24 protein-coding genes are annotated in these 24,743 nt (G+C 66.8%); 17 read left to right on the top strand and 7 right to left on the bottom strand.

The genetic code is table 11. The features are described from left to right. Nucleotides 1-95: 95 nt before the first annotated feature. From E5S69_RS28470 to E5S69_RS28460, 3 genes are read left to right on the top strand one after another with little or no spacing between them, the layout of a single operon-like run. Nucleotides 96-1,520, top strand: a complete 1,425-nt coding sequence (locus E5S69_RS28470) for a sodium:proton antiporter (protein ID WP_171517793.1) — start codon at nucleotides 96-98, stop codon at nucleotides 1,518-1,520. Between the two features lie 4 nt (nucleotides 1,521-1,524). Next, complete coding sequence (locus tag E5S69_RS28465) at nucleotides 1,525-2,520, top strand: 2-hydroxyacid dehydrogenase (RefSeq protein ID WP_171517792.1); 996 nt, start codon at nucleotides 1,525-1,527, stop codon at nucleotides 2,518-2,520. A gap of 37 nt (nucleotides 2,521-2,557) precedes the next feature. After that, a complete protein-coding gene (locus E5S69_RS28460; RefSeq protein WP_171517791.1) occupies nucleotides 2,558-4,048 on the top strand; it encodes a DNA recombination protein RmuC in 1,491 nt (496 codons plus the stop codon). A gap of 78 nt (nucleotides 4,049-4,126) precedes the next feature. On the opposite strand, the gene E5S69_RS28455 is transcribed toward E5S69_RS28460, so the two are convergent. From E5S69_RS28455 to E5S69_RS28435, 5 genes are all read right to left on the bottom strand, one after another. Next, nucleotides 4,127-4,408, bottom strand: coding sequence for a hypothetical protein (locus E5S69_RS28455; RefSeq protein WP_018005172.1), 282 nt, complete (start codon nucleotides 4,406-4,408; stop codon nucleotides 4,127-4,129). Between the two features lie 194 nt (nucleotides 4,409-4,602). Further along, nucleotides 4,603-5,901 carry a gephyrin-like molybdotransferase Glp gene (gene glp / locus E5S69_RS28450; protein ID WP_171517790.1) on the bottom strand — a complete coding sequence of 433 codons (1,299 nt, stop codon included), beginning with the start codon at nucleotides 5,899-5,901 and terminating at the stop codon, nucleotides 4,603-4,605. A gap of 17 nt (nucleotides 5,902-5,918) precedes the next feature. Next, the gene (gene mobA, locus E5S69_RS28445) at nucleotides 5,919-6,518 is read right to left on the bottom strand and encodes a molybdenum cofactor guanylyltransferase MobA (protein WP_171517789.1); all 600 of its coding nucleotides are present in this window, start codon (nucleotides 6,516-6,518) and stop codon (nucleotides 5,919-5,921) included. Between the two features lie 20 nt (nucleotides 6,519-6,538). Further along, nucleotides 6,539-7,663 (bottom strand): GTP 3',8-cyclase MoaA, encoded by a 1,125-nt coding sequence (gene moaA / locus E5S69_RS28440; RefSeq protein WP_171517788.1) that lies wholly within the window; start codon nucleotides 7,661-7,663, stop codon nucleotides 6,539-6,541. Between the two features lie 226 nt (nucleotides 7,664-7,889). After that, entirely contained in the window at nucleotides 7,890-10,985 is a 3,096-nt protein-coding gene (locus E5S69_RS28435; RefSeq protein WP_171517787.1) for an Rne/Rng family ribonuclease, read from the bottom strand. A gap of 794 nt (nucleotides 10,986-11,779) precedes the next feature. Between E5S69_RS28435 and E5S69_RS28430 the strand changes: the two genes are divergently transcribed. Genes E5S69_RS28430 through E5S69_RS28415 form a run of 4 tightly spaced genes read left to right on the top strand, consistent with a single transcriptional unit; the run spans nucleotide 11,780 to nucleotide 15,091 of the window. Next, a complete protein-coding gene (locus tag E5S69_RS28430; protein WP_171517786.1) occupies nucleotides 11,780-12,781 on the top strand; it encodes an RluA family pseudouridine synthase in 1,002 nt (333 codons plus the stop codon). Between the two features lie 30 nt (nucleotides 12,782-12,811). Continuing rightward, nucleotides 12,812-13,471 (top strand): HAD-IA family hydrolase, encoded by a 660-nt coding sequence (locus E5S69_RS28425; RefSeq protein WP_171517785.1) that lies wholly within the window; start codon nucleotides 12,812-12,814, stop codon nucleotides 13,469-13,471. Then, complete coding sequence (locus E5S69_RS28420) at nucleotides 13,464-13,862, top strand: Rieske (2Fe-2S) protein (protein ID WP_171517784.1); 399 nt, start codon at nucleotides 13,464-13,466, stop codon at nucleotides 13,860-13,862. Before E5S69_RS28425 ends, E5S69_RS28420 begins: the two co-directional genes overlap by 8 nt. Before the next feature lie 23 nt (nucleotides 13,863-13,885). Next, nucleotides 13,886-15,091 carry a S49 family peptidase gene (locus E5S69_RS28415; RefSeq protein ID WP_171517783.1) on the top strand — a complete coding sequence of 402 codons (1,206 nt, stop codon included), beginning with the start codon at nucleotides 13,886-13,888 and terminating at the stop codon, nucleotides 15,089-15,091. A 69-nt stretch (nucleotides 15,092-15,160) separates the two neighbouring features. Here E5S69_RS28415 and E5S69_RS28410 read toward each other — a convergent pair whose 3' ends face one another. Then, a complete protein-coding gene (locus tag E5S69_RS28410; protein WP_171517782.1) occupies nucleotides 15,161-15,892 on the bottom strand; it encodes an SAM-dependent methyltransferase in 732 nt (243 codons plus the stop codon). 16 nt (nucleotides 15,893-15,908) lie between these two features. Beyond that, a complete protein-coding gene (locus E5S69_RS28405; protein WP_171517781.1) occupies nucleotides 15,909-16,508 on the bottom strand; it encodes a Maf-like protein in 600 nt (199 codons plus the stop codon). A 194-nt stretch (nucleotides 16,509-16,702) separates the two neighbouring features. Between E5S69_RS28405 and E5S69_RS28400 the strand changes: the two genes are divergently transcribed. The 10 genes from E5S69_RS28400 (at nucleotide 16,703) to rpoE (ending at nucleotide 24,714) form a co-directional block, all read left to right on the top strand. Continuing rightward, nucleotides 16,703-17,293: a DUF177 domain-containing protein gene (locus E5S69_RS28400; RefSeq protein WP_171517780.1), complete on the top strand. Its 591-nt coding sequence runs from the start codon at nucleotides 16,703-16,705 to the stop codon at nucleotides 17,291-17,293. 119 nt (nucleotides 17,294-17,412) lie between these two features. Then, nucleotides 17,413-17,592 carry a 50S ribosomal protein L32 gene (gene rpmF / locus E5S69_RS28395; protein ID WP_010814675.1) on the top strand — a complete coding sequence of 60 codons (180 nt, stop codon included), beginning with the start codon at nucleotides 17,413-17,415 and terminating at the stop codon, nucleotides 17,590-17,592. A gap of 165 nt (nucleotides 17,593-17,757) precedes the next feature. After that, nucleotides 17,758-18,837 carry a phosphate acyltransferase PlsX gene (gene plsX / locus E5S69_RS28390; RefSeq protein WP_171517779.1) on the top strand — a complete coding sequence of 360 codons (1,080 nt, stop codon included), beginning with the start codon at nucleotides 17,758-17,760 and terminating at the stop codon, nucleotides 18,835-18,837. A gap of 52 nt (nucleotides 18,838-18,889) precedes the next feature. Next, the gene (locus E5S69_RS28385) at nucleotides 18,890-19,870 is read left to right on the top strand and encodes a beta-ketoacyl-ACP synthase III (RefSeq protein WP_171517778.1); all 981 of its coding nucleotides are present in this window, start codon (nucleotides 18,890-18,892) and stop codon (nucleotides 19,868-19,870) included. Nucleotides 19,871-19,953: 83 nt separating this feature from the next. Then, a complete protein-coding gene (fabD, locus tag E5S69_RS28380) occupies nucleotides 19,954-20,883 on the top strand; it encodes an ACP S-malonyltransferase (protein ID WP_171517777.1) in 930 nt (309 codons plus the stop codon). A 16-nt stretch (nucleotides 20,884-20,899) separates the two neighbouring features. Then, nucleotides 20,900-21,649 carry a 3-oxoacyl-ACP reductase FabG gene (gene fabG, locus E5S69_RS28375; RefSeq protein ID WP_171517776.1) on the top strand — a complete coding sequence of 250 codons (750 nt, stop codon included), beginning with the start codon at nucleotides 20,900-20,902 and terminating at the stop codon, nucleotides 21,647-21,649. 169 nt (nucleotides 21,650-21,818) lie between these two features. Beyond that, nucleotides 21,819-22,058: an acyl carrier protein gene (gene acpP, locus E5S69_RS28370; RefSeq protein WP_008644813.1), complete on the top strand. Its 240-nt coding sequence runs from the start codon at nucleotides 21,819-21,821 to the stop codon at nucleotides 22,056-22,058. A 190-nt stretch (nucleotides 22,059-22,248) separates the two neighbouring features. After that, nucleotides 22,249-23,481, top strand: a complete 1,233-nt coding sequence (gene fabF, locus E5S69_RS28365) for a beta-ketoacyl-ACP synthase II (RefSeq protein ID WP_171517775.1) — start codon at nucleotides 22,249-22,251, stop codon at nucleotides 23,479-23,481. A 52-nt stretch (nucleotides 23,482-23,533) separates the two neighbouring features. Beyond that, on the top strand, nucleotides 23,534-24,058 hold the full coding sequence (locus tag E5S69_RS28360) for a hypothetical protein (RefSeq protein WP_236901458.1): 525 nt from the start codon (nucleotides 23,534-23,536) through the stop codon (nucleotides 24,056-24,058). 56 nt (nucleotides 24,059-24,114) lie between these two features. After that, nucleotides 24,115-24,714 (top strand): RNA polymerase sigma factor RpoE, encoded by a 600-nt coding sequence (rpoE, locus tag E5S69_RS28355; protein WP_010814682.1) that lies wholly within the window; start codon nucleotides 24,115-24,117, stop codon nucleotides 24,712-24,714. Nucleotides 24,715-24,743: the final 29 nt, after the last annotated feature.

Genomic DNA, 24,743 nt, shown 5'->3' with positions numbered 1-24,743 from the left:
CATGGGCTTGCATTACACTTGCAGGCTTGCCTGCGCGCGCTGGCATCGCGCCGTGCGCGCCCGTGATTGCTGCCTTCCCAAGGAGATCCTGCCTGATGCGACGTGCCTCCGTGCTGTTGCCGCTGCTGGCCATGCTGGCCGCCTTTCCCGCCGCCGGCCATGCCGCCGGGCTCGACGGGGCATCGCTGTCGCCGCTGTGGGGGCTGCCTTTTGCCGGCATCCTGCTGTCGATTGCGCTGTGGCCGCTGCTGGGGCCGAAGTTCTGGCACCACCACTACGGCAAGATCGCCGCCGGCTGGGGATTGCTGTTCCTGCTGCCATTCGCGTTCGTGTTCGGCGCGCATGCCGCCGCCGCCAGCACCGTGCACGCGCTGCTGGCCGAGTACATTCCGTTCATCGCGCTGATCACCACGCTCTATATCGTGGCCGGCGGCATCTGCGTGCGCGGCAACCTGCACGGCACGCCGGGGCTCAATACCGGCATCCTGGCGCTGGGGACGGTCCTGGCCAGCTTGATGGGCACCACCGGCGCGGCCATGCTGCTGATCCGGCCGCTGCTGCGCGCCAATGATAACCGCCGCCATGTGGCGCACGTGGTGGTGTTCTTTATCTTCCTGGTGGCCAATGCCGGCGGCTCGCTGACACCATTGGGAGACCCGCCGCTGTTCCTGGGCTTCCTCAAGGGTGTGGACTTCTTCTGGACCCTGCGCAATATCTTCCCGGAGACGCTGTTTATTTGCGTGGCGCTGTTGCTGCTTTTCTATCTGGTTGACCGGCACTACTACCACAACAAGGAAGAGGAACTGCCGCCGCGCTATGACCCCACCCCGGATTCCGGCGGCATCGCCATCGAAGGCAAGTTCAATTTCGTGCTGCTGCTGGCCGTGGTCAGCCTGGTGCTGATGAGCGGGCTGTGGCAGCCCGGGATCTCGTTCGACATCCTCGGCACCGAGGTGCCGCTGCAGGCCGCGGTGCGCGACGGCCTGCTGGTGGTGGTGGCGCTGGTGTCGCTGCTGGCCACGCCGCGTGCGGCGCGCGTGGGCAATGAATTCAACTGGGAGCCGATTCTCGAGGTCGGCAAGCTGTTCGCCGGCATCTTCCTGACCATCATCCCGGTCATCGCCATGCTGAAGGCGGGTACTGACGGGGCCTTTTCGGGAGTGATCCGCGCAGTCAGCGACGCCAACGGCCAGCCGGTCGACGGCATGTATTTCTGGGCGACGGGCGTGCTGTCGTCGTTTCTGGACAACGCGCCGACCTACCTGGTGTTTTTCAATACCGCCGGTGGCGACGCCGCCACGCTGATGACGCGCGATGCCTCGACCCTGGCGGCGATTTCGGCCGGGGCAGTGTTCATGGGCGCCAACACCTATATTGGCAATGCCCCCAACCTGATGGTCAAGGCCATTGCCGAGAACCGGGGCGTGCGCATGCCGAGCTTTTTCGGCTACATGCTGTACTCCGGCATTTTCCTGGTGCCGCTGTTCGTCATCATGACCTTCCTCTTCTTCCATATCTGATGCCATGAAGCCGTCCGTCCTGGTCACCCGCGCCATCTATCCCGAAGTCATCGCGCACCTGGCGCAGTATTTCGATGTCGACGACAACCAGCAGGACGCGGTGCTCGACGCCGCGGCGCTGCAGGCGCGGCTGGCGGGCAAGGCCGGCGTGCTGGCCAACGCCGCCGACCGCATCGACGGCAATGTCATTGCCGGGCTGCCGTCGCTGCGCGCGGTGTGCAACATGGCAGTCGGCTACAACAACCTGGATTTGCCGGCGCTGACGGCCGCGGGCATCGTCGCCACCAATACGCCGGACGTGCTGACGGAAACCACCGCCGACTTTGGCTGGGCCCTGCTGATGGCGACCGCGCGCCGCGTCACCGAGGCCGAGCACTACCTGCGCGCCGGCAAGTGGCAGCGCTGGAGCTACGACATGCTGGTCGGCATGGACCTGTACGGCAGCACGCTCGGCATCCTGGGCATGGGCCGCATCGGCCAGGCGCTGGCGCGCCGTGCGGGTGGGTTTGGCATGAACGTGCTGTACCACAACCGCAGCCAGCTGCCGGCCGACACCGAGCGCGCGCTCAACGCCCGCTACGTCAGCAAGGAAGACCTGCTGCGCCAGTCCGACCACCTGCTGCTGGTGCTGCCCTATGGCCCGCAAAGCCACCACGCCATCGGCGCCGCCGAGCTGGCGCTGATGAAGCCGACCGCGACGCTGGTGAACCTGGCACGCGGCGGCATCGTCGACGACGCCGCGCTGGCGCAGGCGCTGCGCGACAAGCGCATCTTCGGCGCCGGGCTGGATGTGTTCGAGGGCGAGCCCTCGGTTCACCCGGACCTTTTGACCGTGCCCAACGTCGTGCTGACGCCGCATATCGCCAGCGCGTCCGAGAAGACCCGCCGCGCCATGGCCATGCTGGCCGCCGACAACCTGATTGCGGCCCTCGACCTGGGGCCGCAGGCCGGCCATCCGCCGACCGTGATCAATCCTGAAGTGATGCCGCATCGCCGCTGAGCCGGGCGCAGCGCTTCGTCAACCGCATGTCTCTCGCATGAACCTGATTCCGCTCCTGACGCTGGCCGTGGCGCTGCTCGCGGTGGTCCTGCTGCTCATCCTGTTGCTGCGCCAGCAGGCCGCCTCATCTGGCGCCGGCATGGCGCGGCAACTGGACGAGATGCGGGTGGACCACGCGCGTGGCCTGGAGCGGCTGGAGCGCGAGGTGCGCACCGAGGTGGCCGAGGCCGCGCGCGGCAGCCGCGGCGAATCGGCACAGCAGATGCTGCGCTTCCAGCAGGCGCTGTCGTCGCAGCTGACCGGCATCGCCACGCTGCAGAACAACCAGATCGACACCTTCGCGCAGCAGCTGGCCAAGCTGACCGAGAGCAACACGCAGCAGCTCGAGCAGGTGCGCCAGCAGCTGATGCTGCAAGCGCAGCAGGCGCGCGACGAGCAGGGTGGCACGCTGCGCCGCTTCGGCGACGGGTTGCAGCAGCAACTGGCGCAAATGTCCGAAGCCAACGAGCGGCGCCTGGCCGAAGTCCGTGCCACGCTGGAGAAAAAGCTGCAAGACATCGAGGCCAACAACGCCGCCAAGCTCGAGGAAATGCGCCGCACCGTCGATGAAAAGCTGCACGCAACGCTCGAGCAGCGCCTGGGCGAATCGTTCCGGCTGGTGTCGGACCGCCTGGAGCAGGTGCATCGCGGCCTGGGCGAAATGCAGGTGCTGGCGCAGGGCGTGGGCGACCTGAAAAAGGTGCTGACCAACGTGAAGTCGCGCGGCACCTGGGGCGAGGTGCAGCTGGAAATGCTGCTGGAGCAGATGCTGACGCCGGAGCAGTACGGCAAGAACGTCGAGACCGTGCGCAACTCGGGCGCGCGGGTGGAGTTTGCCATCCGCCTGCCCGGCAAGGCCGCGGGTGGGGACAACGCGCCGGTCTGGCTGCCGGTCGACGCCAAGTTTCCCAAGGAACAGTACGAGCGCCTGGTGGACGCGCAAGAGCGGGGCGATCCGGACGGTGTGCTGGCGTTCGGCCGCGAACTGGAAGGGGCGCTGCGGCGCGAGGCCCAGACCGTCGCGGAAAAATATCTGGCGCCGCCGCAGACCACGGATTTTGCCATCCTGTTTCTGCCCACCGAAGGCCTCTACGCCGAAGTGTTGCGCCGTCCCGGCCTGACCGACCAGCTGCAGCGCGACTACCGCGTGACCGTGGCCGGGCCGACCACGCTGACCGCGCTGCTGAACAGCCTGCAGATGGGTTTTCGCACCCTGGCGCTGGAAAAGCGTTCGAGCGAAGTGTGGGAAGTGCTGGGTGCGGTCAAGACCGAATTCGGCAAGTTCGGCGACGTGCTGGCCAAGACCCGCGATACGCTCGAGCGTGCGGCGCGCAATATCGAACAGGCGGAAGTGCGTACGCGACAGATGGCGCGCAAGCTGCGCACGGTGGAAGCCCTGCCGGGCGAGGCCGCGCAGCAGTTGCTTGGCCTTGGTCTCGAAACGCCGGTGGACGGCGAACCGGAAAGCACGGAAAACAGCCAGTCTTGACCATGCGGCAAGACAGGTATCCAAGAGAAGCGGGAAGGGCGGCCGGCTTGGCGCCCGGCCGGGACTGACCGGCGCCGTTCAGCGGTCTTCTTCGGGGGACAGCTCGCGCACGTGGACTTCGATCCCGCCGAAGCGGGCGGCCACCCAGTTGTAGGCCTTGCAGGCCAGCCACAGCAGGCCGAAGCCGATCAGCGCATTGAGGATGATCGCGCTGAAGACGGTGATGGCCGGCAGGTCACCATAGCGGACGAAGGTGACGAACAGGCCCAGCGACACGATCGGCAGCGAGAAGCACAAGTAGACCAGCACCAGCGCGCGGGCGGTCTTGACGGGGTGGAGGTACGCGATCTCCTGATTCATGACGGGGGATACTCGAATGTTTCTGAATCGTGCGCCAAGTGTAGCGATTGGCCGATGCCAAGCATAGTCCGGCGGCCGCGGGGCCGCCGAAAGCCCCGCGACAACCGCGCGCCGACGGCAAATGTGCAGCACAAAAACGACACATTGCTACCGCCGCGTAGCGAATGGTTGCGCGCGGACCCGCCGTCTCGGGGTTAAACCAGCCCGTCGAACAGCATCACCTCGACTGGGTCGCCGGCCTTGACCGAATCCTGCTCGTGGCCGAGCACGATAAAGCAGTTGGCCTCGCTCATGGAGCGCAGCACGCCGGAGCCCTGCTGGCCGGTGATGCGCACTTCCCACTCGCCGTCGCCAGCGCGCGCCAGGATGCCGCGCTGGTATTCGGTGCGCCCCGGCTTCTTGCGGATGGCCTGCGCGCTGCGCACGCGCAGCAGCGGCAGCGGCGGCACGCTGGCGCCCATCTGCCGGTGCAGCGCGGCGCGTACGAAATGGTAGAAGGTGACCATCACCGCCACCGGATTGCCGGGCAGGCCGAACAGCAGCGCCGAGTGGGCGTCCGCGCCATTGGCCTGGATGCGCCCGAATGCCATCGGCCGGCCCGGGCGCATGGCGATCTTCCAGAACGTGACATCGCCCAGGCGCGCCATGATCTGCTTGGTGTAGTCGGCCTCGCCGACCGAGACGCCGCCCGAGGTGATGACCGCGTCGGCGCTTTCGCACGCGGTGCGGAACGCGGCTTCGAGCGCATCGGGGTGGTCGCGCACCACGCCCATGTCGAGCAGGTCCACGTTCATCCGGCGCAGCATGCCGTGCAGCGTGTAGCGGTTGGAGTCGTAGACGCAGCCGGGGTCGAGCGGCTCGCCGATCGAGCGCAACTCGTCGCCGGTGGAGAAAAACGCCACGCGCAGGCGCCTGCGCACCCGCACTTCGGCCACGCCGAGCGATGCCAGCAGGCCCAGGTCGGCCGGCTGCAGGATGCGCCCGGCCTGCAGCGCGGCCTGGCCGCGGGCCAGGTCCTCGCCGCGCAAACGCCGGTTGTCGCCGATGCGGACGCAGTCGGCGGCAAAGCGGATGCGCGCGCCGTCGGCCACGGTCTCGACGAACTCCTGCGGCACGACGGTATCGCAGCCCGCCGGCATCACGGCGCCGGTCATGATGCGCACCGTCTGCACGGCGGTAGGGGCCAGCGCGCCGGCGCCCCCGGCCATGGCGCTGCCGATCACCTCGAGCTCGACCGTGGTGGTCTGCGCCGCGGCCAGTGCCGCGCCCTGGAAGGCATAGCCGTCCATTGCCGAGTTGTCATGGGCCGGCACGTCGATGGTCGAGACGATGTCCTCGGCCAGCACGCGGTCCAGCGCACTGCGGATCGGCAGTTGCTCGATGCCGCGCACCGGCTCGACCACCTCGCCGATGATGCGGTTGGCGTGGTCCACCGGCAGTGCCGTGGGATCGTACTCGGACAAGCAGGAAATGACGGATTGCAGGGAAGGCATGGTGGCTCGGCAGGGATTCAGCGCGTTTCGTGCGTGCGCAGTTCGTCCAGGGTGTTGATATTGGCGAAGGCCGCAGCGTCGTCGAACAGCACTTCGGCCAGCCGGTGCGACGCGGCCCAGGTCTCGATCTTGCGGCCGCCCCCGGAAAGATAAGCCACCAGGCTGTCGAGCGCACTGACCGGCATCAGGCAGAACACCGGTTGGGTCTGGCGCCGGCCGTCCTGGTCCAGCGTGACCGGGATCGCCAGCTCGGCGCCTTCGGCCTCGATCGCCTGCGCCAGGCGCGCCACCAGGTCGGTCGGCAGGAACGGCGAGTCACACGGCGCGCTCACCATCCACGAAGTCGCGCATTGCTCCAGGCCGGCCAGCATGCCGGCGAGCGGACCGGCGAAGTCGGGCACGCTATCGGTGTAGACCGGCACGCCGAAGGATTCATAGGCGGCCAGGTTGCGGTTGGCGTTGATCATCAGCGCGCCGACCTGCGGGGTGAGCCGCATCATCGTGTGCATGGCCATCGGCGTGCCACGCAGCGGCTGCAAGCCCTTGTCGGTGCCGCCCATGCGGCTGCCCCTGCCGCCTGCGAGGATCAGGCCGGTGATGTCTTCGCGTGCAATCATGGATAGGAGGTGCGGCGGGTTCAGCCGCCGATATAGGACATCTCGATCTTGCGCTCGGCGCGTCTTGCCCGCACTGCGGGGTCGCCGCGCTGCTCGGAATAGTTGTCGGAGCGGCCTTGCCACACCTGCGCGATGGCGTTGGAGATTTCCAGGTCGCTGTAGCCGCCGCGCAGCAGCGCGCGCAGGTCGAAGCCCTCAGTGGCGAACAGGCAGAGGTAGAGACGGCCTTCGGTGGACAGCCGGACGCGGCTGCAGTCGCCGCAGAAGGCATGGGTGACGCTGGAAATCACGCCGACCTCGCCGGCGCCGTCGCGGTAGCGCCAGCGTTCGGCGGTTTCGCCCGAATAATTGGCCTGCACCGGTTCGAGCGGGAATTCGGCATCGATACGCTTGACCACGTCGGCCGACGGCAGCACTTCGTCCATCTGCCAGTGATTGCTGGCGCCGACGTCCATGAACTCGATGAAGCGCAGGATGATGCCGCTGTGGCGGAAGTGGCGCGCCATCGGCACGATCTCCTGGTCGTTGGTGCCGCGCTTGACCACCATGTTGACCTTGATCGGCGCCAGCCCCACGGCGTGCGCGGTCTCGATGCCGCGCAGCACGTCGGCAACGGCGAAGTCGACGTCGTTCATGCGGCGGAAGGTGGCGTCGTCGATCGCGTCCAGGCTGACGCTGACCCGCGTCAGGCCCGCGTCGCGCAGCGCGCGCGCCTTGCGCGCCAGCAGCGAGGCGTTGGTGGTGAGCGTCAGGTCCAGCGGCTTGCCCGACACGGTCTCGATCTTCGCCAGCATCTCGACCAGGTGCTCGATGTTCTTGCGCAACAGCGGCTCGCCGCCGGTCAGGCGGATCTTCTCGACGCCGTGGGCCACGAACAGGCGCGCGGTGCGCTCGATCTCCTCGAAGCTGAGCAGCTCGGAATGCGGCAGGAAGGTGTAGTCCTTGTCGAACACTTCCTTGGGCATGCAGTAGACGCAGCGGAAGTTGCAGCGGTCCGTCACCGAAATGCGCAGGTCGTGCAGCGGCCGGCCACGGCTGTCGGCCACCAGGCCGGTCGGCGCAACCAGGTTGCCGGGAATGCTGGGCGTCATCGAGCGGTAGCGATGGTCGCGCAGGTCGAAAATCGGGATGACGGATTCGGTCATGGCCTGTGGGTGGGCGCGGCGTCCGGGGAGCGGCCGGCGCAAGGCGAAAAAAGGCGATGCGACGGGGGCGCTCGGGGGCCGGATGCATTCTGCTGCCATTCTAGCCGAGGCGGGGGCTGGGCATCCGCATCCCCCGGTGATGAGGGGGATTCATCGGCCCCACCTATAAAAAAAGGGGACGGCCAGGCCGTCCCCTTTTGCTTTCGCTGCTGCGCAGCGGCGTCGCTTACTGCTGCGATGCCATCTGCACTTCGCGGTTGCCGGTTTCCACCAGGATCATCGGCCCCTGGGGCAGCGGCGGCAGCGGCTTGCGCTCGCGCGGCACGCGCGGGGCCGGCACGATGCGGGCGGCGGCTTCCTGCGCCGTGCGCAGCTTGTCGCTGTCGGTCTGGACCCATTGCAGGCCGGCGGTGGCCAGCATCGGCTCCAGGTTTTCCAGCGCCGCCGGGGCTGCGGCTGCGACCGGAGTCGGGGTCGGAACGACCGGCTCGGCCACCGGAACGGTTTCCGCGACCGGCGCGGGCACGGGCTCCGGCGCGGATGCCGGTGCCGCGGCCGGCACGACCGGCGCGGCTGTCTCGACCGCCGCGCCGACGGCGGGCTCGGCGATGGCTTCGGCGGCAACGGCCTCGGTCACCGCCACGGCCACCGGCGTGACAGTCTCAGCAGGTGCGGCAGCTGGCGCGGCCAGCGGCTCGGCCGCCGGGGTGGTTTGCGCGGCCGGGGCCGGCGTCACCTCTGCCGGCACAGCGATGTGGATTGCCTCGACGGGTTCGGCCGCAGCTTGCGCGGTCACGGCCGCTTGCGGCGCGGGCTCGGCTGCCACGTCCGCTTCGGCGCTGGCCGGGGCGAAGTCTTCTGCAGCGCCTTCGCCTTCACCCTGCGCGCCCTGCACGGACTCGTCGCGTTCGCGGCGATAACGGTTGCGGCCACGGCGATTGCGGCGACGGCGTTCCTCGCCTTCGGCGGTCTCGGCAGCACCTTCGGCGCCTTCCGGCAGTTCGGCGCGGGCGTGGAAGTCTTCCGTCACGGCTTCGGGCAGCACGCCCAGGGCCTGGGCGGCAGCGATGGCTTCCGGCTGCGGCGCTTCACCGGCTTCGGCTTCGCGCAGTTCGCTGCGCTCGCGCTGGCGTTCGCGCTGGCGCTCGCGGCGTTCCTGGTTGCGGTCGCGGCGGCCTTCCTGGCGCGTCTCGGCGCGTTCGCCCTGGGCGCGCTCGGCCGGCATGGCCTCGGCCTGGCGCGCCACGGCCGGCGTCGCCTGGCCTTCACCTTGCTGGCGCGGCTGGCGGCCCTGGCGTTCGCCTCGGCCCTCGCGCGGCTCGCCACGCTCCCCGGCCTGGCGTTCGCCACGCTCGGCGCGTTCACCACGCTCGGCGCGTTCACCACGTTCACCGCGCTGGCCGCGGCCCTGGCGCTCGCCACGTTCGCCGCGCTCAGTGCGTTCGCCACGCTCGCCGCGCTGGCCGCGGCCTTCGCCACGCGGACCGCGCTCACGGCGCCCATCCGCGCTGCGGGTTTCCGCGGCGGCTGCGGGCTTGGCCGGCTCCACCACCGGTGGGGTGGCCGGGCGGGCACCGAACAGGCCCTTCAGCCAGGCGATGAAGCCGCCGGCTTCCACCGGCTTGGTGGCCGGCACCGGCGGGGCCACGGGCGCGGTTTCCGGGCGCGGGGCGCGCTCGGGGCGCGGCACCGAGACCGGGGCGGGCTGCTCAGGCGTGATGCCCTTGACCGCGGCTTCCTGGCGCGGCTTGGCTTCTTCCTTGCGGCGGCTGCTGTAGCTGGTGTCGGCTTCCAGTTCCTTGGCGGCAGCCTCGGCCATCTTGTAGCTGGCGGTGCTGTCTTCCAGGCGCGGGTCGTCGTGGCGCAGGCGCTCCAGCTTGTAGTGCGGGGTTTCCAGGTGCTTGTTGGGAATCAGCAGCACGTTGACCTTGAAGCGCAGCTCAATCAGGTTGATTTCCTGGCGCTTCTCGTTCAGCAGGAAGGCGGCAACCTCCACCGGCACCTGGCAATGGATGGCGGCGGTGTTTTCCTTCATCGCCTCTTCCTGGATGATGCGCAGCACCTGCAGGGCGGACGATTCGGTATCGCGGATATGGCCGGTGCCGTTGCAGCGCGGGCAAGTGATGTGCGAGCCCTCCGACAGCGACGGACGCAGGCGCTGGCGCGACAGCTCCATCAGGCCGAAGCGGCTGATCTTGCCCATCTGCACGCGCGCGCGGTCGTGGCGCAGCGCGTCCTTCAGGCGCGTTTCCACATCCTTCTGGGCCTTGCCCGACTCCATGTCGATGAAGTCGATCACGATCAGGCCGCCCAGGTCACGCAGGCGCAGCTGGCGGGCGATCTCGTCGGCGGCCTCCAGGTTGGTGCGCAGCGCGGTTTCCTCGATGTCGGCGCCCTTGGTGGCGCGGGCCGAGTTCACGTCGACTGAGACCAGCGCCTCGGTGTGGTCGATCACGATGGCGCCGCCCGACGGCAGCATCACCATGCGCGAATAGGCCGACTCGATCTGGTGTTCGATCTGGAAGCGCGAGAACAGGGGCACGTCGTCCCGGTACTTCTTCACGCGGTTCATGTTGTCAGGCATCACCACGCTCATGAAGGCGCGGGCCTGTTCGTAGATCTCGTCGGTGTCGATCAGGATCTCGCCGATATCCGGCTGGAAGTAGTCGCGGATGGCGCGGATGACCAGGCTCGATTCCAGGTAGATCAGCAGCGGCGCCTTGTTGTCGCCGGCAGCGCCGTCGATGGCCTTCCACAGTTGCAGCAGGTAGTTCAGGTCCCACTGCAGTTCCTCGGCCGAGCGGCCGATGCCGGCGGTGCGGGCGATGATGCTCATGCCTTCCGGCACCTGCAGCTGCGACATGGTCTCGCGCAGTTCCTGGCGGTCCTCGCCCTCGATGCGGCGCGATACGCCGCCGCCGCGCGGGTTGTTCGGCATCAGCACCAGGTAGCGGCCGGCCAGCGAGATAAAGGTCGTGAGGGCCGCGCCCTTGTTGCCACGCTCTTCCTTCTCGACCTGGACGATCAGTTCCTGGCCTTCATGCAGGGCGTCCTGGATGCGCGCGTTGCGCACGTCGATGCCTTCCTTGAAGAAGGCGCGGGCCACTTCCTTGAACGGCAGGAAGCCGTGGCGCTCTTCGCCGTAGTTGACGAAGCAGGCTTCCAGCGACGGCTCGATGCGGGTGATGACACCCTTGTAGATGTTGCCCTTGCGCTGTTCGCGCCCGGCAGTCTCGATGTCGATATCGATCAGTTTCTGACCGTCGACGATGGCGACGCGCAATTCCTCCTGTTGCGTCGCGTTGAACAGCATGCGTTTCATCGCAATACCTCACTCCAGTGTCGCGGGTGGCACCGTCTGGGCGGTGTCCGCGGCGATCCATGGAGCACGCGAGGGAGCGAGCGAGGCGCGAGAATTGCCGGAATGCGCCGCTGCGCAAGACATGCGAGCGGCTGGGCGCGGGTGAAAGAGAGCGATGACGTCGGGGTAACGACCGCAGGGCAGGAGAGGGCACCGGAGGCTGCTCTTGCGCAGACATCCGGCGCATTCCTGCGCCGGAGGCGATGCTGGACGCCGGCACAACCAGCGCCGGCGGCATCGCGGCCGGCCGCGGAAGGCCTAGACGCGTCAAAGAGCAAATTTTTCGGACACGGCATGGTTGCCGTTGCTGCCTGACTTCTCCTGGCGGGCGCACCTACTACTTCTTGGAGTTCTGCGACCGGGCGCCGGTAACTTCCAGTCAGGCGGCAGCTCAACCTGCCGGCCGGCACCGTTTCCCGGTGCGGGCGGGACTTCTCTCACCGAAGCGGATGCCGGCTGCGGCATCCGCCCTTAAATTCTGTTTTACCTGAACACTCAGTTCCCACGTCACCGCCTGCCCGTGCCGAAGCCACCTTTGGGCGACTTCCTGCATGCCGGCGGCACCGTGCGTGCTGCTTTTTACTGCCATTTGCCCGTCTGGCGCTTGGCGGAACGCGAAGTTGCGGGAGACGGGCGGGGCTGGCGGCAACCCCAAGTGTAGAATGCGAAAAATCGAATAAAACTCGAGATCGATCGCTTACACAGGTCTTGCGCTGCCGGCCACATGCCGGAACAGCGAGGAAATTATATTGAAAATGAATGAGTTACGCCATCAAATTGAAAAGGCTGCCGAAGCTGCGCCGGCCAGCCCCCAGGTGGCGTATGTCACGATTGACGAAGGCTCCGAAGGCCAGCGCATCGACAACTTCCTGTTGAAGGTCGCCAAGGGGGTGCCCAAGAGTCACATCTACCGGGTGCTTCGCTCTGGCGAGGTGCGCGTCAACAAAGGGCGGATCGACGCCACGTATCGCCTCCAGTCGGGGGACGTCGTGCGCATCCCGCCGATGCGGGTGGCGGCGCCAGCGCAATCCGGGGCCGCCATGGTGCCTGCCGGGGAATTCCCGGTGTTGTTCGAAGACGACCACCTGCTGGTCATCAACAAGCCGGCCGGCGTCGCCGTGCATGGCGGCTCCGGGGTCGCGTTCGGCGTGATCGAGCAACTGCGCCGCGCCCGGCCGCACGCCAAGTTCCTGGAGCTGGTGCACCGGCTCGACCGCGAGACCTCCGGCATCCTGGTGCTGGCGAAGAAGCGCTCGGCGCTGGTCCACCTGCATGAACAGATTCGCGCCAACGCGATGGACAAGCGTTATTTCGCCTGCGTCGCCGGCGCGTTCCTCAACGCCCGCCAGCACGTGAAGCTGCCGCTATATAAGTACAGCACCCCGGACGGCGAACGCCGGGTGCGGGTCCAGGCCGACGGGCTGGCCTCGCATACCGTGTTCAACCGGGTCGAGGCCTTCCCAGGTTTTACGCTGCTGGAGGCCGAACTGAAGACCGGCCGCACGCACCAGATCCGCGTCCACCTGGCGCATTCGGGTTTCCCGATTGTCGGTGACGAAAAATATGGCGATTTCACGCTGAACAAGTCGCTGGCGCGTTCCGGGGCCAGGCCCGGCATCAAGCGCATGTTCCTGCACGCGCACCGGCTGGTGTTTATCCATCCGGCCACCGGCGAACCGCTCTCCGTGGAAGCGCCCCTGCCCGACGAATGCGTCGGATTCCTGCAACAATTGCGCGAGCTGCACGCCCCGGAGTAGGGTAGTGCCTCAAACGCCACAAGGATTTCCATGGCCAGGCAACAATTTGACCTGATCGTTTTCGACTGGGACGGGACGCTGATGGACTCGACCCCGACCATCGCCAAGTGCATCCAGTTGGCCAGCCGGGACCTGGGCCTGCCGGTGCCGGACGGCAGCGCCGCCAGCCACGTCATCGGGTTGGGGCTCAAGGATGCGCTGTCGTATGCGGTGCCGACCCTGGATCCCGCCGACTATCCGCGGCTGGCCGAGCGCTACCGCTACCATTTCCTGACCCGCGACGCCGATCTCGTGCTGTTCGACGGCGTGCGCGATATGCTCGAAACCCTGCGCGCAGAACACTATTTTCTTGGCGTGGCCACCGGCAAGACCCGCGTCGGGCTGCAGCGCGCGCTGGCGGCCAGCGGCCTGACCGCACTGTTCGATGCTACCCGCTGTGCCGACGAGACCTTCTCCAAGCCGCATCCGGCCATGCTGCACGAACTGACGCGCGAACTCGGCCAGGACGTGGAGCGCACCGTGATGATCGGCGACACCACCCATGACCTGCAGATGGCGGCCAACGCCGGCGCCAAGGGGCTTGGGGTCTGTTACGGAGCACACCCCGCCGAGTCGCTGCGCGCCATGGCGCCGGTGCACTGCGCCAGTTCGATCGCCGACCTGACCGAGTGGCTGCTGGCCCATGCCTGACACTCCCTCCGGCCAGGCGCCGGTACGGCTGTGTGCCGCGGATGCGCTGCAGGAGGGCGGACTCGGCATACGTTTCTCGGTTGCAGTCGACCGGCGCGAAATGGGCGCCTTTGTGGTGCGTTTCGACGGCGTTGCCCATGCGTACCTGAACCAGTGCGCGCACGTGCCCATGGAGCTTGACTGGCAGGAGGGGCGGTTCTTCGATGCCTCGGGCCTATACTTGATGTGCGCCACACATGGCGCGGTGTACGCGCCGGATAGCGGCGAGTGCGTCGGCGGTCCCTGCCGCGGGGCCGCGCTGGCCAAGCTGCAAGTCGAAGAGCGCGATGGCCAGGTCTACTGGCTGCCACGGGCGCCGTACCGCGCGCCCGAGCCTTCGGGCGGTGCCTGAATGGAATTCCACGAGCGATTTGCATGACAGAACAACAGAAACCGCCTTCGGGTGAGCTGAGTGAGGCTGGGCAGGCGGACGAGCGCAAGCCCGTCGGAGAGGCCGGGTCGGCCGGGGCAACGCCCGTGCCGGAGTCCGAGCGCCTGGTGACGGCGCCGCATGCCGATTTTCCGCTGGAGGATGAACTCCGCGCGGGCGATGATGCCACGCGGCGCGAAGCGCGCGAGCGCAAGGCGCGCCTGGCCGGCGCCACTGGCATTGGTAGCGGACAGGTGGGCGGACAGGCTGGCGGAGGCTGGGAGCGCGATGTGCTTGAGAAAGTGCTCACCGCATCGCTGCGCGAGCAGCGCGCGGCGCGGCGCTGGCGCATCTTCTTCCGCCTGGTAACGCTGGGCCTGCTGGCGCTGATCCTGTTCGCGGTGTTCGACTTCAAGGGCGATGGCGCCCTTACCGCCTCGGGCCGCCACACCGCCATGGTCACGCTGGAAGGCGAAATCGCCGCCGGCACGCCGGCAAGCGCCGAAGCGATCAATGCCTCGCTGCAGGCGGCCTTTGCCGACCACAACGCCGCCGGCGTCATCCTGAAGATCAATTCCCCGGGCGGCTCGCCCGTGCAGGCCGGCCTCATCAACGATGAGATCCACCGCTTGCGCGGCCTCTACCCGTCCAAGCCGCTCTATGTGGTGGTCGAGGAAATCTGTGCGTCCGGCGGCTATTACGTTGCGGCGGCGGCTGACAAGATCTATGTCGACAAGGCCAGCATCGTCGGCTCGATCGGCGTGCTGATGGACGGCTTCGGCTTTACCGGGCTGATGGACAAGCTGGGCGTGGAGCGCCGGCTCTACACCTCGGGGGCCAACAAGGGCATGCTCGACCCGTTCTCGCCGCAGGTGCCGAAGCAGAAGGCCTTTGCCGAAGCAATGCTCAAGCAAATCCACCAGCAGTTCATCGATGTGGTCAAGGAAGGGCGCGGCGACCGGCTCAAGGACGACCCTGAGCTGTTCTCCGGCCTGTTCTGGTCGGGCGAGCGCAGCGTCGCGCTGGGGCTGGCCGACGGCCTCGGCAGTGCCGATTACGTGGCGCGCGACCTGTTCAAGGCCGAGGACATCGTCGACTACACGGTCAAGGAGAACATCGCCGAACGCGTGGCCAAGCGCTTTGGCGCGGCCGTCGGCACGGCGGCGATGAAGACCATGCTGTGGAGCACCGGCATGCAGGGCATGCGCTGAAGCCTGGCGTGACCGGTCAGGATAAAGGGGGCGTTCACGCCCCCTTGTCGTTTGCCAGCTCGCCGCTTGTTATATGGCGAGCAGCGAGAAGATCGCCGGGCGCTTGTGCAGGGCGATCCGCTCGGGGCGCCAGTCCGACAGCGGCAGCGTGACGATGGCCTCGCTGGGCAAGGTCAGGTCCACCGCCACGGACAGCAGCGTGGTGCCGGCGCAATGCTGGCGCATGGCCTCCAGCAGCGCGCCGTTACGGTATGGCGTTTCGATGAAGACCTGGGTCTGGCTGGCCTTGCGCGAGCGCTGTTCCAGTTCACGCAGCCGTTGCGCGCGTTCGCTGGCATCGACGGGCAGGTAGCCATTGAAGGCAAAGCTCTGGCCGTTCAGGCCCGAGCCCATTACCGCCAGCAGGATCGAGCTGGGTCCTACCAGCGGCCGCACGCGGATGCCGCGCGCATGCGCCAGCCGCACCAGGTCGGCGCCGGGGTCGGCCACCGCCGGCACGCCGGCTTCGGACAGCAGCCCGCCGTCGCGACCGGATGCCAGCGGGGCCAGCAGCGCCGCCAGGGCATCGGCGCGCGTATTGACGTTCAGCTCGCGGATTTCGATCTGCTGGAGCGGGCGCGCCAGCGGCGCGGTTTCGCCCAGCTTCTTCAGGAAAGCGCGCGCGGTCTTGGCGTTCTCGGCGACGAGGTAGTCCAGGCCGGCCGCAATCTGCTGCACGCCGGCCGGGATCACATCGGGCAGCGGGTCGGCTTCGTCGCGCTTGCCGAGGGTATTGGGGATCAGGAAAAGGGTGCCGCTCATCGTGGGTGGGTGCGGGTCATGCGGAAAGGAGAGGGTAGCCGGCCTGGCGCAGCATGCCGGTCAGCGCGATCAGCGGCAGGCCGACCAGCGCGGTCGGATCGTCGGACTCGACCCGCGCCAGCAGGGTGATGCCCAGTCCCTCGGATTTGGCGCTGCCGGCGACGTCGTATGGGCGCTCCAGCTGCAGGTAGGTTTCGATTTCGGCGTCGGTCAGGTCGCGCAATGTCACGCGGGTCTGCACGTCGGCCAATTGCGCGGCGCCGGTGCGGGAATCCAGCAGGCACAGCGCCGAGTGGAAGGTGGCGGTGCGCCCCCGCATGCGGCGCAGTTGCGCCACGGCGTTGTCGTGCGTGCCAGGCTTGCCCATCTGGGCGCCATCGAGTGTCAGCACCTGGTCCGAGCCGATCACCAGCGCGCCGGGGTGGCGAGTCGCGATAGCCTCGGCCTTGCGCTGCGACAGCCGCAGCGCCGTGGCCTCGGGCGATTCGCCGGCAAGCGGGGTTTCGTCGATGTTCGGCACGGCGACTTCAAAGGGGATGCGCAGCCGCGCCAGCAGTTCACGGCGGTAGGGCGAGCCGGAGCCGAGGATCAGCCGGGGGCGAGGGTCTTGAGACATAAGTAATAGAATCAGAGCAGGGAGCCAAGTGGCTTCCCGAGCAAGGCCTTTGACCTCGGGACGGTTTACACCGTATAATCGCGCGTTTAGCCGCATCCGCACCCGGGCGCAGTGCCGCCAATGTGCGCGGCCCGCAGACCGTCAGGTGAGGAATGTGGCGAACCCGTCATTGAATTGCGACAGGAGCCCCGCACATGACCCAGCCGATCGACCTGCGTGCGCTTGACCTCTTCGCCATGTGCCGAAAGGGTGAAAGCCTGGCCGGCGACGTGGCGGTGCGGGATTTGCCGCGCATCTTAGCCGAGACCACCGCGCAAGCGCCAGCCTCGGCACCCGATGAGACACTTGCCTATACGGGTACCGGCTTCGTGCGCGAAGAAGCGGCCGGGCCTGGCGCCCCGGTGGCGCAGCGGCTGTTCCTCGACGTAACGGTGCAGGGCCGGATGTGGCTGGATTGCCAGCGCTGCCTGGCGCCCTATGCCCAGCCGATCGACACGGCAACGCGTTTCGAGGTGGTGGAGAGCGAAGAGGCCGCCGATGCCGCGCCGGTGGACGACGACGAAGTCGACGTTATCGCCGGCTCGAAACGGTTCTCGCTGCTGGAACTGATTGAAGATGAAGTGCTGCTGGCATTGCCGGTTGCACCCAAGCATGACGTCTGCCCGACGGTGCACGAAAGCCTCGTGACCGGATCGGACGGCGAGGCCCAGCCTGAAGCTGAGCCTGAGCAAGAAAAGCGGCCTTCGCCCTTCGCGGCGCTGGCCGGCCTGAAGAACCGGCACTGAAGCCGCCAACGCGCGGCCTGCAGGGTCTTGCAGGTGAATCTGAAGCATCCGGCCGGGCCCCGGCTACGCCCTGGGCGGGATGCGTGTGTTAATATTGAAAAATTCTCGAAGGAGTCATCATGGCTGTTCAACAGAACAAGAAGTCGCCGTCCAAGCGCGGCATGCACCGTTCGCACGATCACCTGTCGGCCGCGCCGCTGGCAGTCGAGCCGACCACCGGCGAAACCCACCTGCGCCACCATGTGAGCCCGAATGGCTACTACCGCGGTCGCAAGGTCATCAAGACCAAGAACGACTGATAGCTTCGCTAGGCGTGACGTTGCGTCTCGCTCGCGCATGCCTGTGGGTCGGACAATAATCGGTCAGACACAAAAAAGCGGCAAGATCGTTGCCGCTTTTTTGTTGGGCGCTCGGGATTCCCGCCGGGCATGGCGTGCGCCGCCGCGCTATCCGTACCAGGAACAATGACGATCAAAATCGCTATCGACTGCATGGGCGGCGATCACGGTGTTTCCGTGACGGTGCCTGCGGCGATCAGTTTTCTTTCCCGCCACGACGATGCCGAGATGGTGCTGGTCGGCTTGCCCGACGCCATTCGGGCGCAGCTGAAAAAGCTGCACGCGCTGGACCATCCGCGCGTCAGCATCGTCGAGGCCACCGAGGTCATCACCATGGATGACCCGGTCGAGGTGGCACTGCGCAAGAAGCGCGACTCCTCGATGCGCGTTGCCGTTACCCAGGTCAAGGAAGGCCTGGCCGGCGCCTGCATCTCCGCCGGCAACACCGGCGCGCTGATGGCCGTATCGCGCTACGTGCTGAAGACGCTCGAAGGCATCGAGCGTCCGGCCATCGCCACCACCATTCCCAACGAACAGGGCTGGGGCACCACCGTGCTGGACCTGGGCGCCAATGCCGACTGCGAGCCCGAGCACCTGTTGCAGTTCGCGCGCATGGCCGAGGCCATGGTGGCCGTCGTCGATCACAAGGAACACCCCACGGTGGGCCTGCTGAACATCGGCGAGGAAGTCATCAAGGGCAACGAAGTGGTCAAGCGCGCCGGCGAACTGCTGCGCGCCTCTGAGCTGAACTTCTACGGCAACGTGGAGGGCAACGATATCTTCAAGGGCACGACCGACATCGTGGTTTGCGACGGCTTCGTCGGCAATGTGGCGCTCAAGAGCACCGAGGGCCTGGCCAAGATGATCGGCAGCATGATCAAGGAAGAATTTACCCGCTCGTGGTTCACCAAGCTGCTGGCCGCGGTCGCCATGCCGGTGCTGTCGCGCCTGGCCAAGCGGCTCGACCCCGCGCGCTACAACGGCGCCTCGCTGCTGGGCCTGCGCGGGCTGGTGATCAAGAGCCACGGCTCGGCCGATGCCCATTCTTTTGAGTGGGCCATCAAACGCGGGTATGATGCCGCCAAGAATGGCGTGATTGCCCGCATTACCCGGGCTTTCGCCGATAAATCCAGCGCCGCAGGCGGTACCCAGCCCGCCCCGGAGACAGAGACGCCTGGCGCGCATCCCAGCCCCCACGTCGCCTGAGCGCCACGCGCGCCGGTCGAGGGTGCCCGCGGGCCATACGATCCGACAATACATGACCAAGTACGCAAAAATCATCGGTACCGGGAGCTACCTGCCTCCGCGGCGCGTGACCAACCATGACCTGGCCGCGCAGCTTGCCGAAAAAGGCATCGAGACCAGCGACGAGTGGATTGTCTCGCGCAGCGGCATCTCGGCACGCCACTGGGCCGAGCCTGATGTGACCAGCAGCGCGCTGGCGGTCAAGGCCGCCGAGCAGGCCATCGCGGCCGCCGGCATCGACCGCCAGGACATCGACCTGATCATCGTCGCCACCTCGACGCCGGACTTCGTGTTCCCCAGCACCGCCTGCATCGTGCAGGAAAAACTGGGCATCACCAACCAGTGCCCGGCGTTCGACCTGCAGGCGGTGTGCTCTGGCTTTGTGTACGCGCTCGCCACGGCCGACAAGTTCATCCGCAGCGGCTCGCACCGCAACGTGCTGGTGATCGGCACCGAAGTGTTCTCGCGCATCCTCGACTTCAACGACCGCACCACCTGCGTGCTGTTCGGCGACGGCGCCGGCGCGGTAGTGCTGTCAGCGTCCGACGAGCCGGGCATCCTGTCCAGCGCCATGCACTCCGACGGCAGCCATGTCGACATCCTGTGCGTGCCGGGCAACGTCGCGGGCGGCAATATCACCGGCAACCCGTTCCTGCACATGGACGGCCAGGCGGTGTTCAAGCTTGCCGTGAACGTGCTCGACAAGGTGGCGCGCGAAGCCATGGACGCTGCCAGCGTGACCCCGGCCGAAGTCGACTGGCTGATCCCGCACCAGGCCAATATCCGCATCATGCAGGGCACGGCGAAGAAGCTCGGCCTGCCGGCCGAGCGCATGGTCGCCACCGTGCACGAGCACGGCAACACCTCGGCCGCCTCGATTCCGCTGGCACTGGACGTCGCCGTGCGCGACGGCCGCATTCGCCCGGGCCAGACCGTGCTGATGGAAGGCGTGGGTGGCGGCTTCACCTGGGGCGCGGTGCTGCTGCGCATGTGATATGCGGCCGGTGCCAAGGCGTGCCGCGCAGGCAGGTCCTGCCGCGGCGCCGGCCCCCGATTTCTTGTTAGGGTTTCCATCCGATGAAATTCGCTTTCGTATTTCCCGGCCAGGGTTCGCAGTCGGTCGGCATGCTCAATGCCTTCGCCGACAACGCCGTGGTGCGCGCCACCGTCGAAGAAGCCTCGACGGCGCTCGGCCAGGATCTCGGCCGCCTGATCGCCGAAGGCCCTGCCGAAGAACTGAACCTGACCACCAATACGCAGCCGGTGATGCTGACCGCCGCCGTGGCGGTCTACCGTGCCTGGCTCGATGCCGGTGGCCCGGCACCGGCACTGGTGGCAGGTCACAGCCTGGGCGAGTACTCCGCACTGGTGGCCGCGGGCGTGATTCCGTTTGCCGAGGCGGTACCGCTGGTGCGTTTCCGCGCGCAGGCCATGCAGGAAGCCGTGCCGGTGGGCGAGGGCGGCATGGCCGCGATCCTGGGCTTGTCCGATGACGACGTGCGCGCTGCTTGCGCCGAGGCGTCGGCCACCGGCGTGGTCGAGGCCGTCAACTTCAACGCCCCGTCGCAGGTGGTGATCGCCGGCCACAAGGGCGCGGTCGAGAAGGCCTGCGAAATCGCCAAGGCCAAGGGCGCCAAGCGCGCGCTGCCGTTGCCGGTGTCGGCGCCGTTCCATTCCTCGCTGCTCAAGCCCGCGTCGGACCGCCTGCGCGAGCGCATGGCCGGCCTCGCGTTCTCGGCGCCGGCGATCCCGCTGGTGAACAACGTCGACGTCGCCATCGTCAACGATCCCGAAGCCATCAAGGATGCGCTGGTGCGCCAGGCCGCCGCGCCGGTGCGCTGGGTAGAGTGCGTGCAGAAGATGGCCGCCGAAGGCATCACGCACGTGATCGAGTGCGGCCCGGGCAAGGTGCTGGCCGGCATGACCAAGCGCATCGACGGCAGCCTGAGCGGCGGCGCGATCTTTGATCCCGCCTCGCTGCAGGACACGCTGGCGCTGCTGAAGTAAGCAACAGGACAACCGCATGACCAAACTTCTCGATAACCAGATTGCGCTGGTCACCGGCGCGTCGCGCGGCATCGGCCGCGCCATCGCGCTGGAACTGGCCCGGCAGGGCGCCACCGTGATCGGCACCGCCACCAGCGAAGCCGGCGCGGCCAGCATCACCGGCTACCTTGGCGCCGAAGGCCTGAAGGGCAAGGGCGCCGTGCTCAACGTCAATGATGCCGCCGCCTGCGACGCGCTCATCGAAGAGATCGTCAAGAGCCACGGCGGCATCGGCGTGCTGGTCAACAATGCCGGCATCACCCAGGACCAGCTGGCGATGCGCATGAAGGACGAGGACTGGCTGGCCGTGATCCAGACCAACCTGACTTCGGTGTTCCGCCTGTCGCGTGCCGTGCTGCGCCCGATGATGAAGGCGCGCCAGGGCCGCATTATCAATATCACCTCGGTGGTGGGCTCGGTCGGCAATCCCGGCCAGATGAACTACTCCGCGGCCAAGGCGGGCGTGGCGGGCATGACCCGTTCGCTGGCCGCCGAAATCGGCAGCCGCAACGTGACGGTCAATTGCGTCGCGCCGGGCTTTATCGATACCGACATGACCAAGGCGCTGTCGGAAGAGCAGCATGCTTCGCTCAAGACGCAAATCCCGCTGGGCCGCCTGGGGCAGCCCGAGGATATCGCCAATGCGGTGGCCTTCCTGGCCGGTCCGCAAGCCGCCTACATCACCGGCACTACGCTGCATGTGAACGGCGGGATGTACATGAATTGATGGTTTTTCCGCAGTGATTTTCCGGCAAGAAGCCGGAAGAAGCTGCCGGAAGTCGTAGTTTTCCGAACCAATCGGGCGCGATTCTTGCAAAGCTTGGCAGGCAGCATTTCTGTTGTGCCAAACCTGCTAAAATGCGCCCACTTTTTGTCGAACTTCCCTGGAGGGTTACATGGACAATATCGAACAACGCGTCAAGAAAATCGTGGCAGAACAGCTTGGCGTGGCCGAGGCAGACATCAAGAACGAATCCTCGTTCGTGAACGATCTCGGTGCGGACTCGCTGGACACGGTTGAACTCGTGATGGCGTTGGAAGATGAATTCGGCATGGAAATTCCCGATGAGGAAGCCGAAAAGATCACGACCGTGCAACAAGCTATCGACTACGCCACCGCGCACGTCAAGGCCTAAGCCCGTCGTCTCTGCATTCCGAGCCACAGAAGGCAGGTGGGCGGGCCGTTGCGGCCGCGCCTTGCTGTTTTCTGTGGCTTTCGTCTGTTCGAAGAAGCAGAATGGAATGTGCTTCGCCGCCGGGCCCGCAGGGCCCGCGGCGCGCAGCTCCGCGTTCCGTTCCCGTTTCACGCACCCGTAGGAAAACATAGTGAGCCGTCGTCGCGTCGTCGTCACTGGGCTTGGCCTTGTGTCTCCGGTCGGAAACACGGTTGCCGAAGGCTGGGCCAACCTGGTAGCCGGCAAGTCCGGCATCGCCACCATCACCAAATTCGATCACTCCGCGCTGTCCGTGCACTTTGCCGGCGAAGTGAAGGGTTTCAATGCCGAGGACTACATCCCCGCCAAGGAAGCCCGCAACATGGATACGTTTATCCATTTCGGCATCGCGGCCGGTACGCAGGCTTTGAAGGATAGCGGCCTGGAAGTGACCGAAGCCAATGCCGAGCGCATCGGCGTGCTGGTCGGCTCGGGCATCGGCGGCCTGCCGATGATCGAGGATACCCACGCCGTGCTGAGCGAGCGGGGTCCGCGCCGGATTTCGCCGTTCTTCGTGCCTGGCTCGATCATCAACATGATCGCTGGCCACCTGTCGATCATCCACGGCATCAAGGGCCCGAACCTGGCAGCCGTGACGGCGTGCACCACCGGCCTGCACAGCATTGGCCTGGCGGCCCGCCTGATCCAGGCCGGCGATGCCGACGCCATGCTGGCGGGCGGCTCGGAATCGACCGTGTCACCGCTGGGCATCGGCGGTTTCGCCGCCGCGCGCGCGCTGTCGACGCGCAACGACGATCCGGCAGCGGCCTCGCGTCCGTGGGACAAGGACCGCGACGGCTTCGTGCTGGGCGAGGGTGCGGGCGTGATGATGCTGGAAGAGTACGAGTCGGCCAAGGCGCGCGGCGCGCGCATCTATGCCGAGCTGATCGGCTTCGGCATGAGCGGCGACGCCTACCACATGACTGCACCGAACATGGACGGCCCGCGCCGCTGCATGGTCAATGCGCTCAAGGACGCCGGCATCAACCCCGACCAGGTGCACTACCTGAACGCGCACGGCACCTCGACGCCGCTGGGCGACAAGAACGAATCCGATGCGATCAAGGCTGCCTTCGGTGACCAGGCCTACAAGATGGTGGTGAACTCGACCAAGTCGATGACCGGCCATCTGCTGGGCGGCGCGGGCGGGCTGGAATCGGTCTTCACCGTGCTGGCGCTGCACAACCAGGTCTCGCCGCCGACGATCAACATCGACAACCAGGATCCCGAGTGCGACCTGGACTACGTGGCCAACACGGCGCGCGAGATGAAGATCGACGTGGCGGTGAAGAACAACTTCGGTTTCGGCGGCACCAACGGCACGCTTGTTTTCCGCCGCGCCTGATCCGTGCTTGAGGCGGGCCCTGCACGGGCTGCGCCATGGCAGGGTCCACCCGTTGGGGTGGGCCCTGTTCGTGTTTTGTGCCGTCGAATTACTGGCGCTGGCGCTGCTGGCGCGGACGCTGGCCGACGCCATCGCCGGCAGCCAGGCCGGATTCCTGTGGTGGCACCTTGCCGCCGGCTTTGGCCTCGCGCTGGCCACGGTGGCGACACTGCGCGCCTGGCCGGCATGGTGGCGCGGCTTGCGCTGGGTCTGTACGGCCGTGCAGGACGCCGACGCCGAAGGGCCCCTGCGTATCTGGCTGGAAGCGCCAGGCGGTGCGCGGCGGGAGGCCGTTGTACGGCAGTGCTGGCAGTTGGGAGGCGTCGCGGTGGTGAGCTTTGCCCCCGGTGACCCCGTCATGCCCGGCGTCATTCTTCTTCCCTGGCAGGCAGCCGGTTCTGAGTTAGCACGGTGGCTGCAACGGTCCGCGCGAGTTGCACTGCGGGTGCAACCTGATGCCCGGGCAGGGAACGATTTTGTTAGCTTGCGGTCACAGGAGGCGCGTTGCTTCACCGGGCGGGCTGAGAATCGTAGGTAAAATACAACGTTTGTCGTGACGACCAAACCAAGAGATACACTGCAGGTGAGCCATACGTGAGCGAACGCGAAGCCGATCAGCTCCTAGTTGAACGCGTCCAGCAGGGCGACAAGCGGGCCTTTGAACTTCTGGTGACCAAATACCATCGGAAGATCATTCGCCTGATTTCGCGCCTGGTCAGGGATCCCGCTGAAGTCGAGGATGTGGCGCAGGATGCCTTCATCAAGGCCTACCGCGCCTTGCCCCAGTTTCGCGGGGAATCGGCCTTCTACACGTGGCTGTACCGGATCGCCGTCAACACCGCCAAGAACTACCTGGCCACCCAGGGCCGCCGCCCGGAAGCGTCCAGCGATATCGATGCGGAAGAGGCTGAAACTTTTGCGGACGGTGAACAACTAAGGGATATCAATACGCCGGAGTCGATGCTCCACACGCGGCAAGTCGCCGAGACGGTGAACCGCGCGATGGAAGCACTGCCGGAAGAATTGCGGACCGCCATCACGCTGCGCGAGATCGAGGGCCTCAGCTATGAGGAAATCGCCGAAGCGATGGGATGCCCGATCGGCACGGTGCGCTCGCGGATCTTCCGGGCGCGCGAAGCGATTGCCGAGAAATTGCGTCCGCTGCTGGGAACGGCAGAGGGCAAGCGGTGGTAGTGGCGGTTCAGTTGTAGAGAAGAATGTCG

The sequence above is a fragment of the Cupriavidus necator genome (assembly GCF_013141915.1).
In the GTDB taxonomy this organism is placed as follows: Bacteria; Pseudomonadota; Gammaproteobacteria; order Burkholderiales; family Burkholderiaceae; genus Cupriavidus; species Cupriavidus necator_B.
This window is presented reverse-complemented; position numbering and strand designations above follow the sequence as displayed.

What these genes read in the sequence shown, in the direction of transcription:
- E5S69_RS28420 (WP_171517784.1), top strand. Translation starts at nt 13,464, where the DNA reads ATGCCTGACACTCCCTCCGGCCAGGCGCCGGTACGGCTGTGTGCCGCG.
- E5S69_RS28410 (WP_171517782.1), bottom strand. Translation starts at nt 15,892, where the DNA reads ATGAGCGGCACCCTTTTCCTGATCCCCAATACCCTCGGCAAGCGCGAC.
- acpP (WP_008644813.1), top strand. Translation starts at nt 21,819, where the DNA reads ATGGACAATATCGAACAACGCGTCAAGAAAATCGTGGCAGAACAGCTT.
- E5S69_RS28455 (WP_018005172.1), bottom strand. Translation starts at nt 4,408, where the DNA reads ATGAATCAGGAGATCGCGTACCTCCACCCCGTCAAGACCGCCCGCGCG.
- E5S69_RS28425 (WP_171517785.1), top strand. Translation starts at nt 12,812, where the DNA reads ATGGCCAGGCAACAATTTGACCTGATCGTTTTCGACTGGGACGGGACG.
- fabD (WP_171517777.1), top strand. Translation starts at nt 19,954, where the DNA reads ATGAAATTCGCTTTCGTATTTCCCGGCCAGGGTTCGCAGTCGGTCGGC.
- E5S69_RS28460 (WP_171517791.1), top strand. Translation starts at nt 2,558, where the DNA reads ATGAACCTGATTCCGCTCCTGACGCTGGCCGTGGCGCTGCTCGCGGTG.
- E5S69_RS28385 (WP_171517778.1), top strand. Translation starts at nt 18,890, where the DNA reads ATGACCAAGTACGCAAAAATCATCGGTACCGGGAGCTACCTGCCTCCG.
- E5S69_RS28470 (WP_171517793.1), top strand. Translation starts at nt 96, where the DNA reads ATGCGACGTGCCTCCGTGCTGTTGCCGCTGCTGGCCATGCTGGCCGCC.
- plsX (WP_171517779.1), top strand. Translation starts at nt 17,758, where the DNA reads ATGACGATCAAAATCGCTATCGACTGCATGGGCGGCGATCACGGTGTT.
- fabG (WP_171517776.1), top strand. Translation starts at nt 20,900, where the DNA reads ATGACCAAACTTCTCGATAACCAGATTGCGCTGGTCACCGGCGCGTCG.
- rpmF (WP_010814675.1), top strand. Translation starts at nt 17,413, where the DNA reads ATGGCTGTTCAACAGAACAAGAAGTCGCCGTCCAAGCGCGGCATGCAC.
- E5S69_RS28435 (WP_171517787.1), bottom strand. Translation starts at nt 10,985, where the DNA reads ATGAAACGCATGCTGTTCAACGCGACGCAACAGGAGGAATTGCGCGTC.
- E5S69_RS28400 (WP_171517780.1), top strand. Translation starts at nt 16,703, where the DNA reads ATGACCCAGCCGATCGACCTGCGTGCGCTTGACCTCTTCGCCATGTGC.
- mobA (WP_171517789.1), bottom strand. Translation starts at nt 6,518, where the DNA reads ATGATTGCACGCGAAGACATCACCGGCCTGATCCTCGCAGGCGGCAGG.
- E5S69_RS28465 (WP_171517792.1), top strand. Translation starts at nt 1,525, where the DNA reads ATGAAGCCGTCCGTCCTGGTCACCCGCGCCATCTATCCCGAAGTCATC.
- E5S69_RS28430 (WP_171517786.1), top strand. Translation starts at nt 11,780, where the DNA reads ATGAATGAGTTACGCCATCAAATTGAAAAGGCTGCCGAAGCTGCGCCG.
- E5S69_RS28405 (WP_171517781.1), bottom strand. Translation starts at nt 16,508, where the DNA reads ATGTCTCAAGACCCTCGCCCCCGGCTGATCCTCGGCTCCGGCTCGCCC.
- glp (WP_171517790.1), bottom strand. Translation starts at nt 5,901, where the DNA reads ATGCCTTCCCTGCAATCCGTCATTTCCTGCTTGTCCGAGTACGATCCC.
- E5S69_RS28415 (WP_171517783.1), top strand. Translation starts at nt 13,886, where the DNA reads ATGACAGAACAACAGAAACCGCCTTCGGGTGAGCTGAGTGAGGCTGGG.
- moaA (WP_171517788.1), bottom strand. Translation starts at nt 7,663, where the DNA reads ATGACCGAATCCGTCATCCCGATTTTCGACCTGCGCGACCATCGCTAC.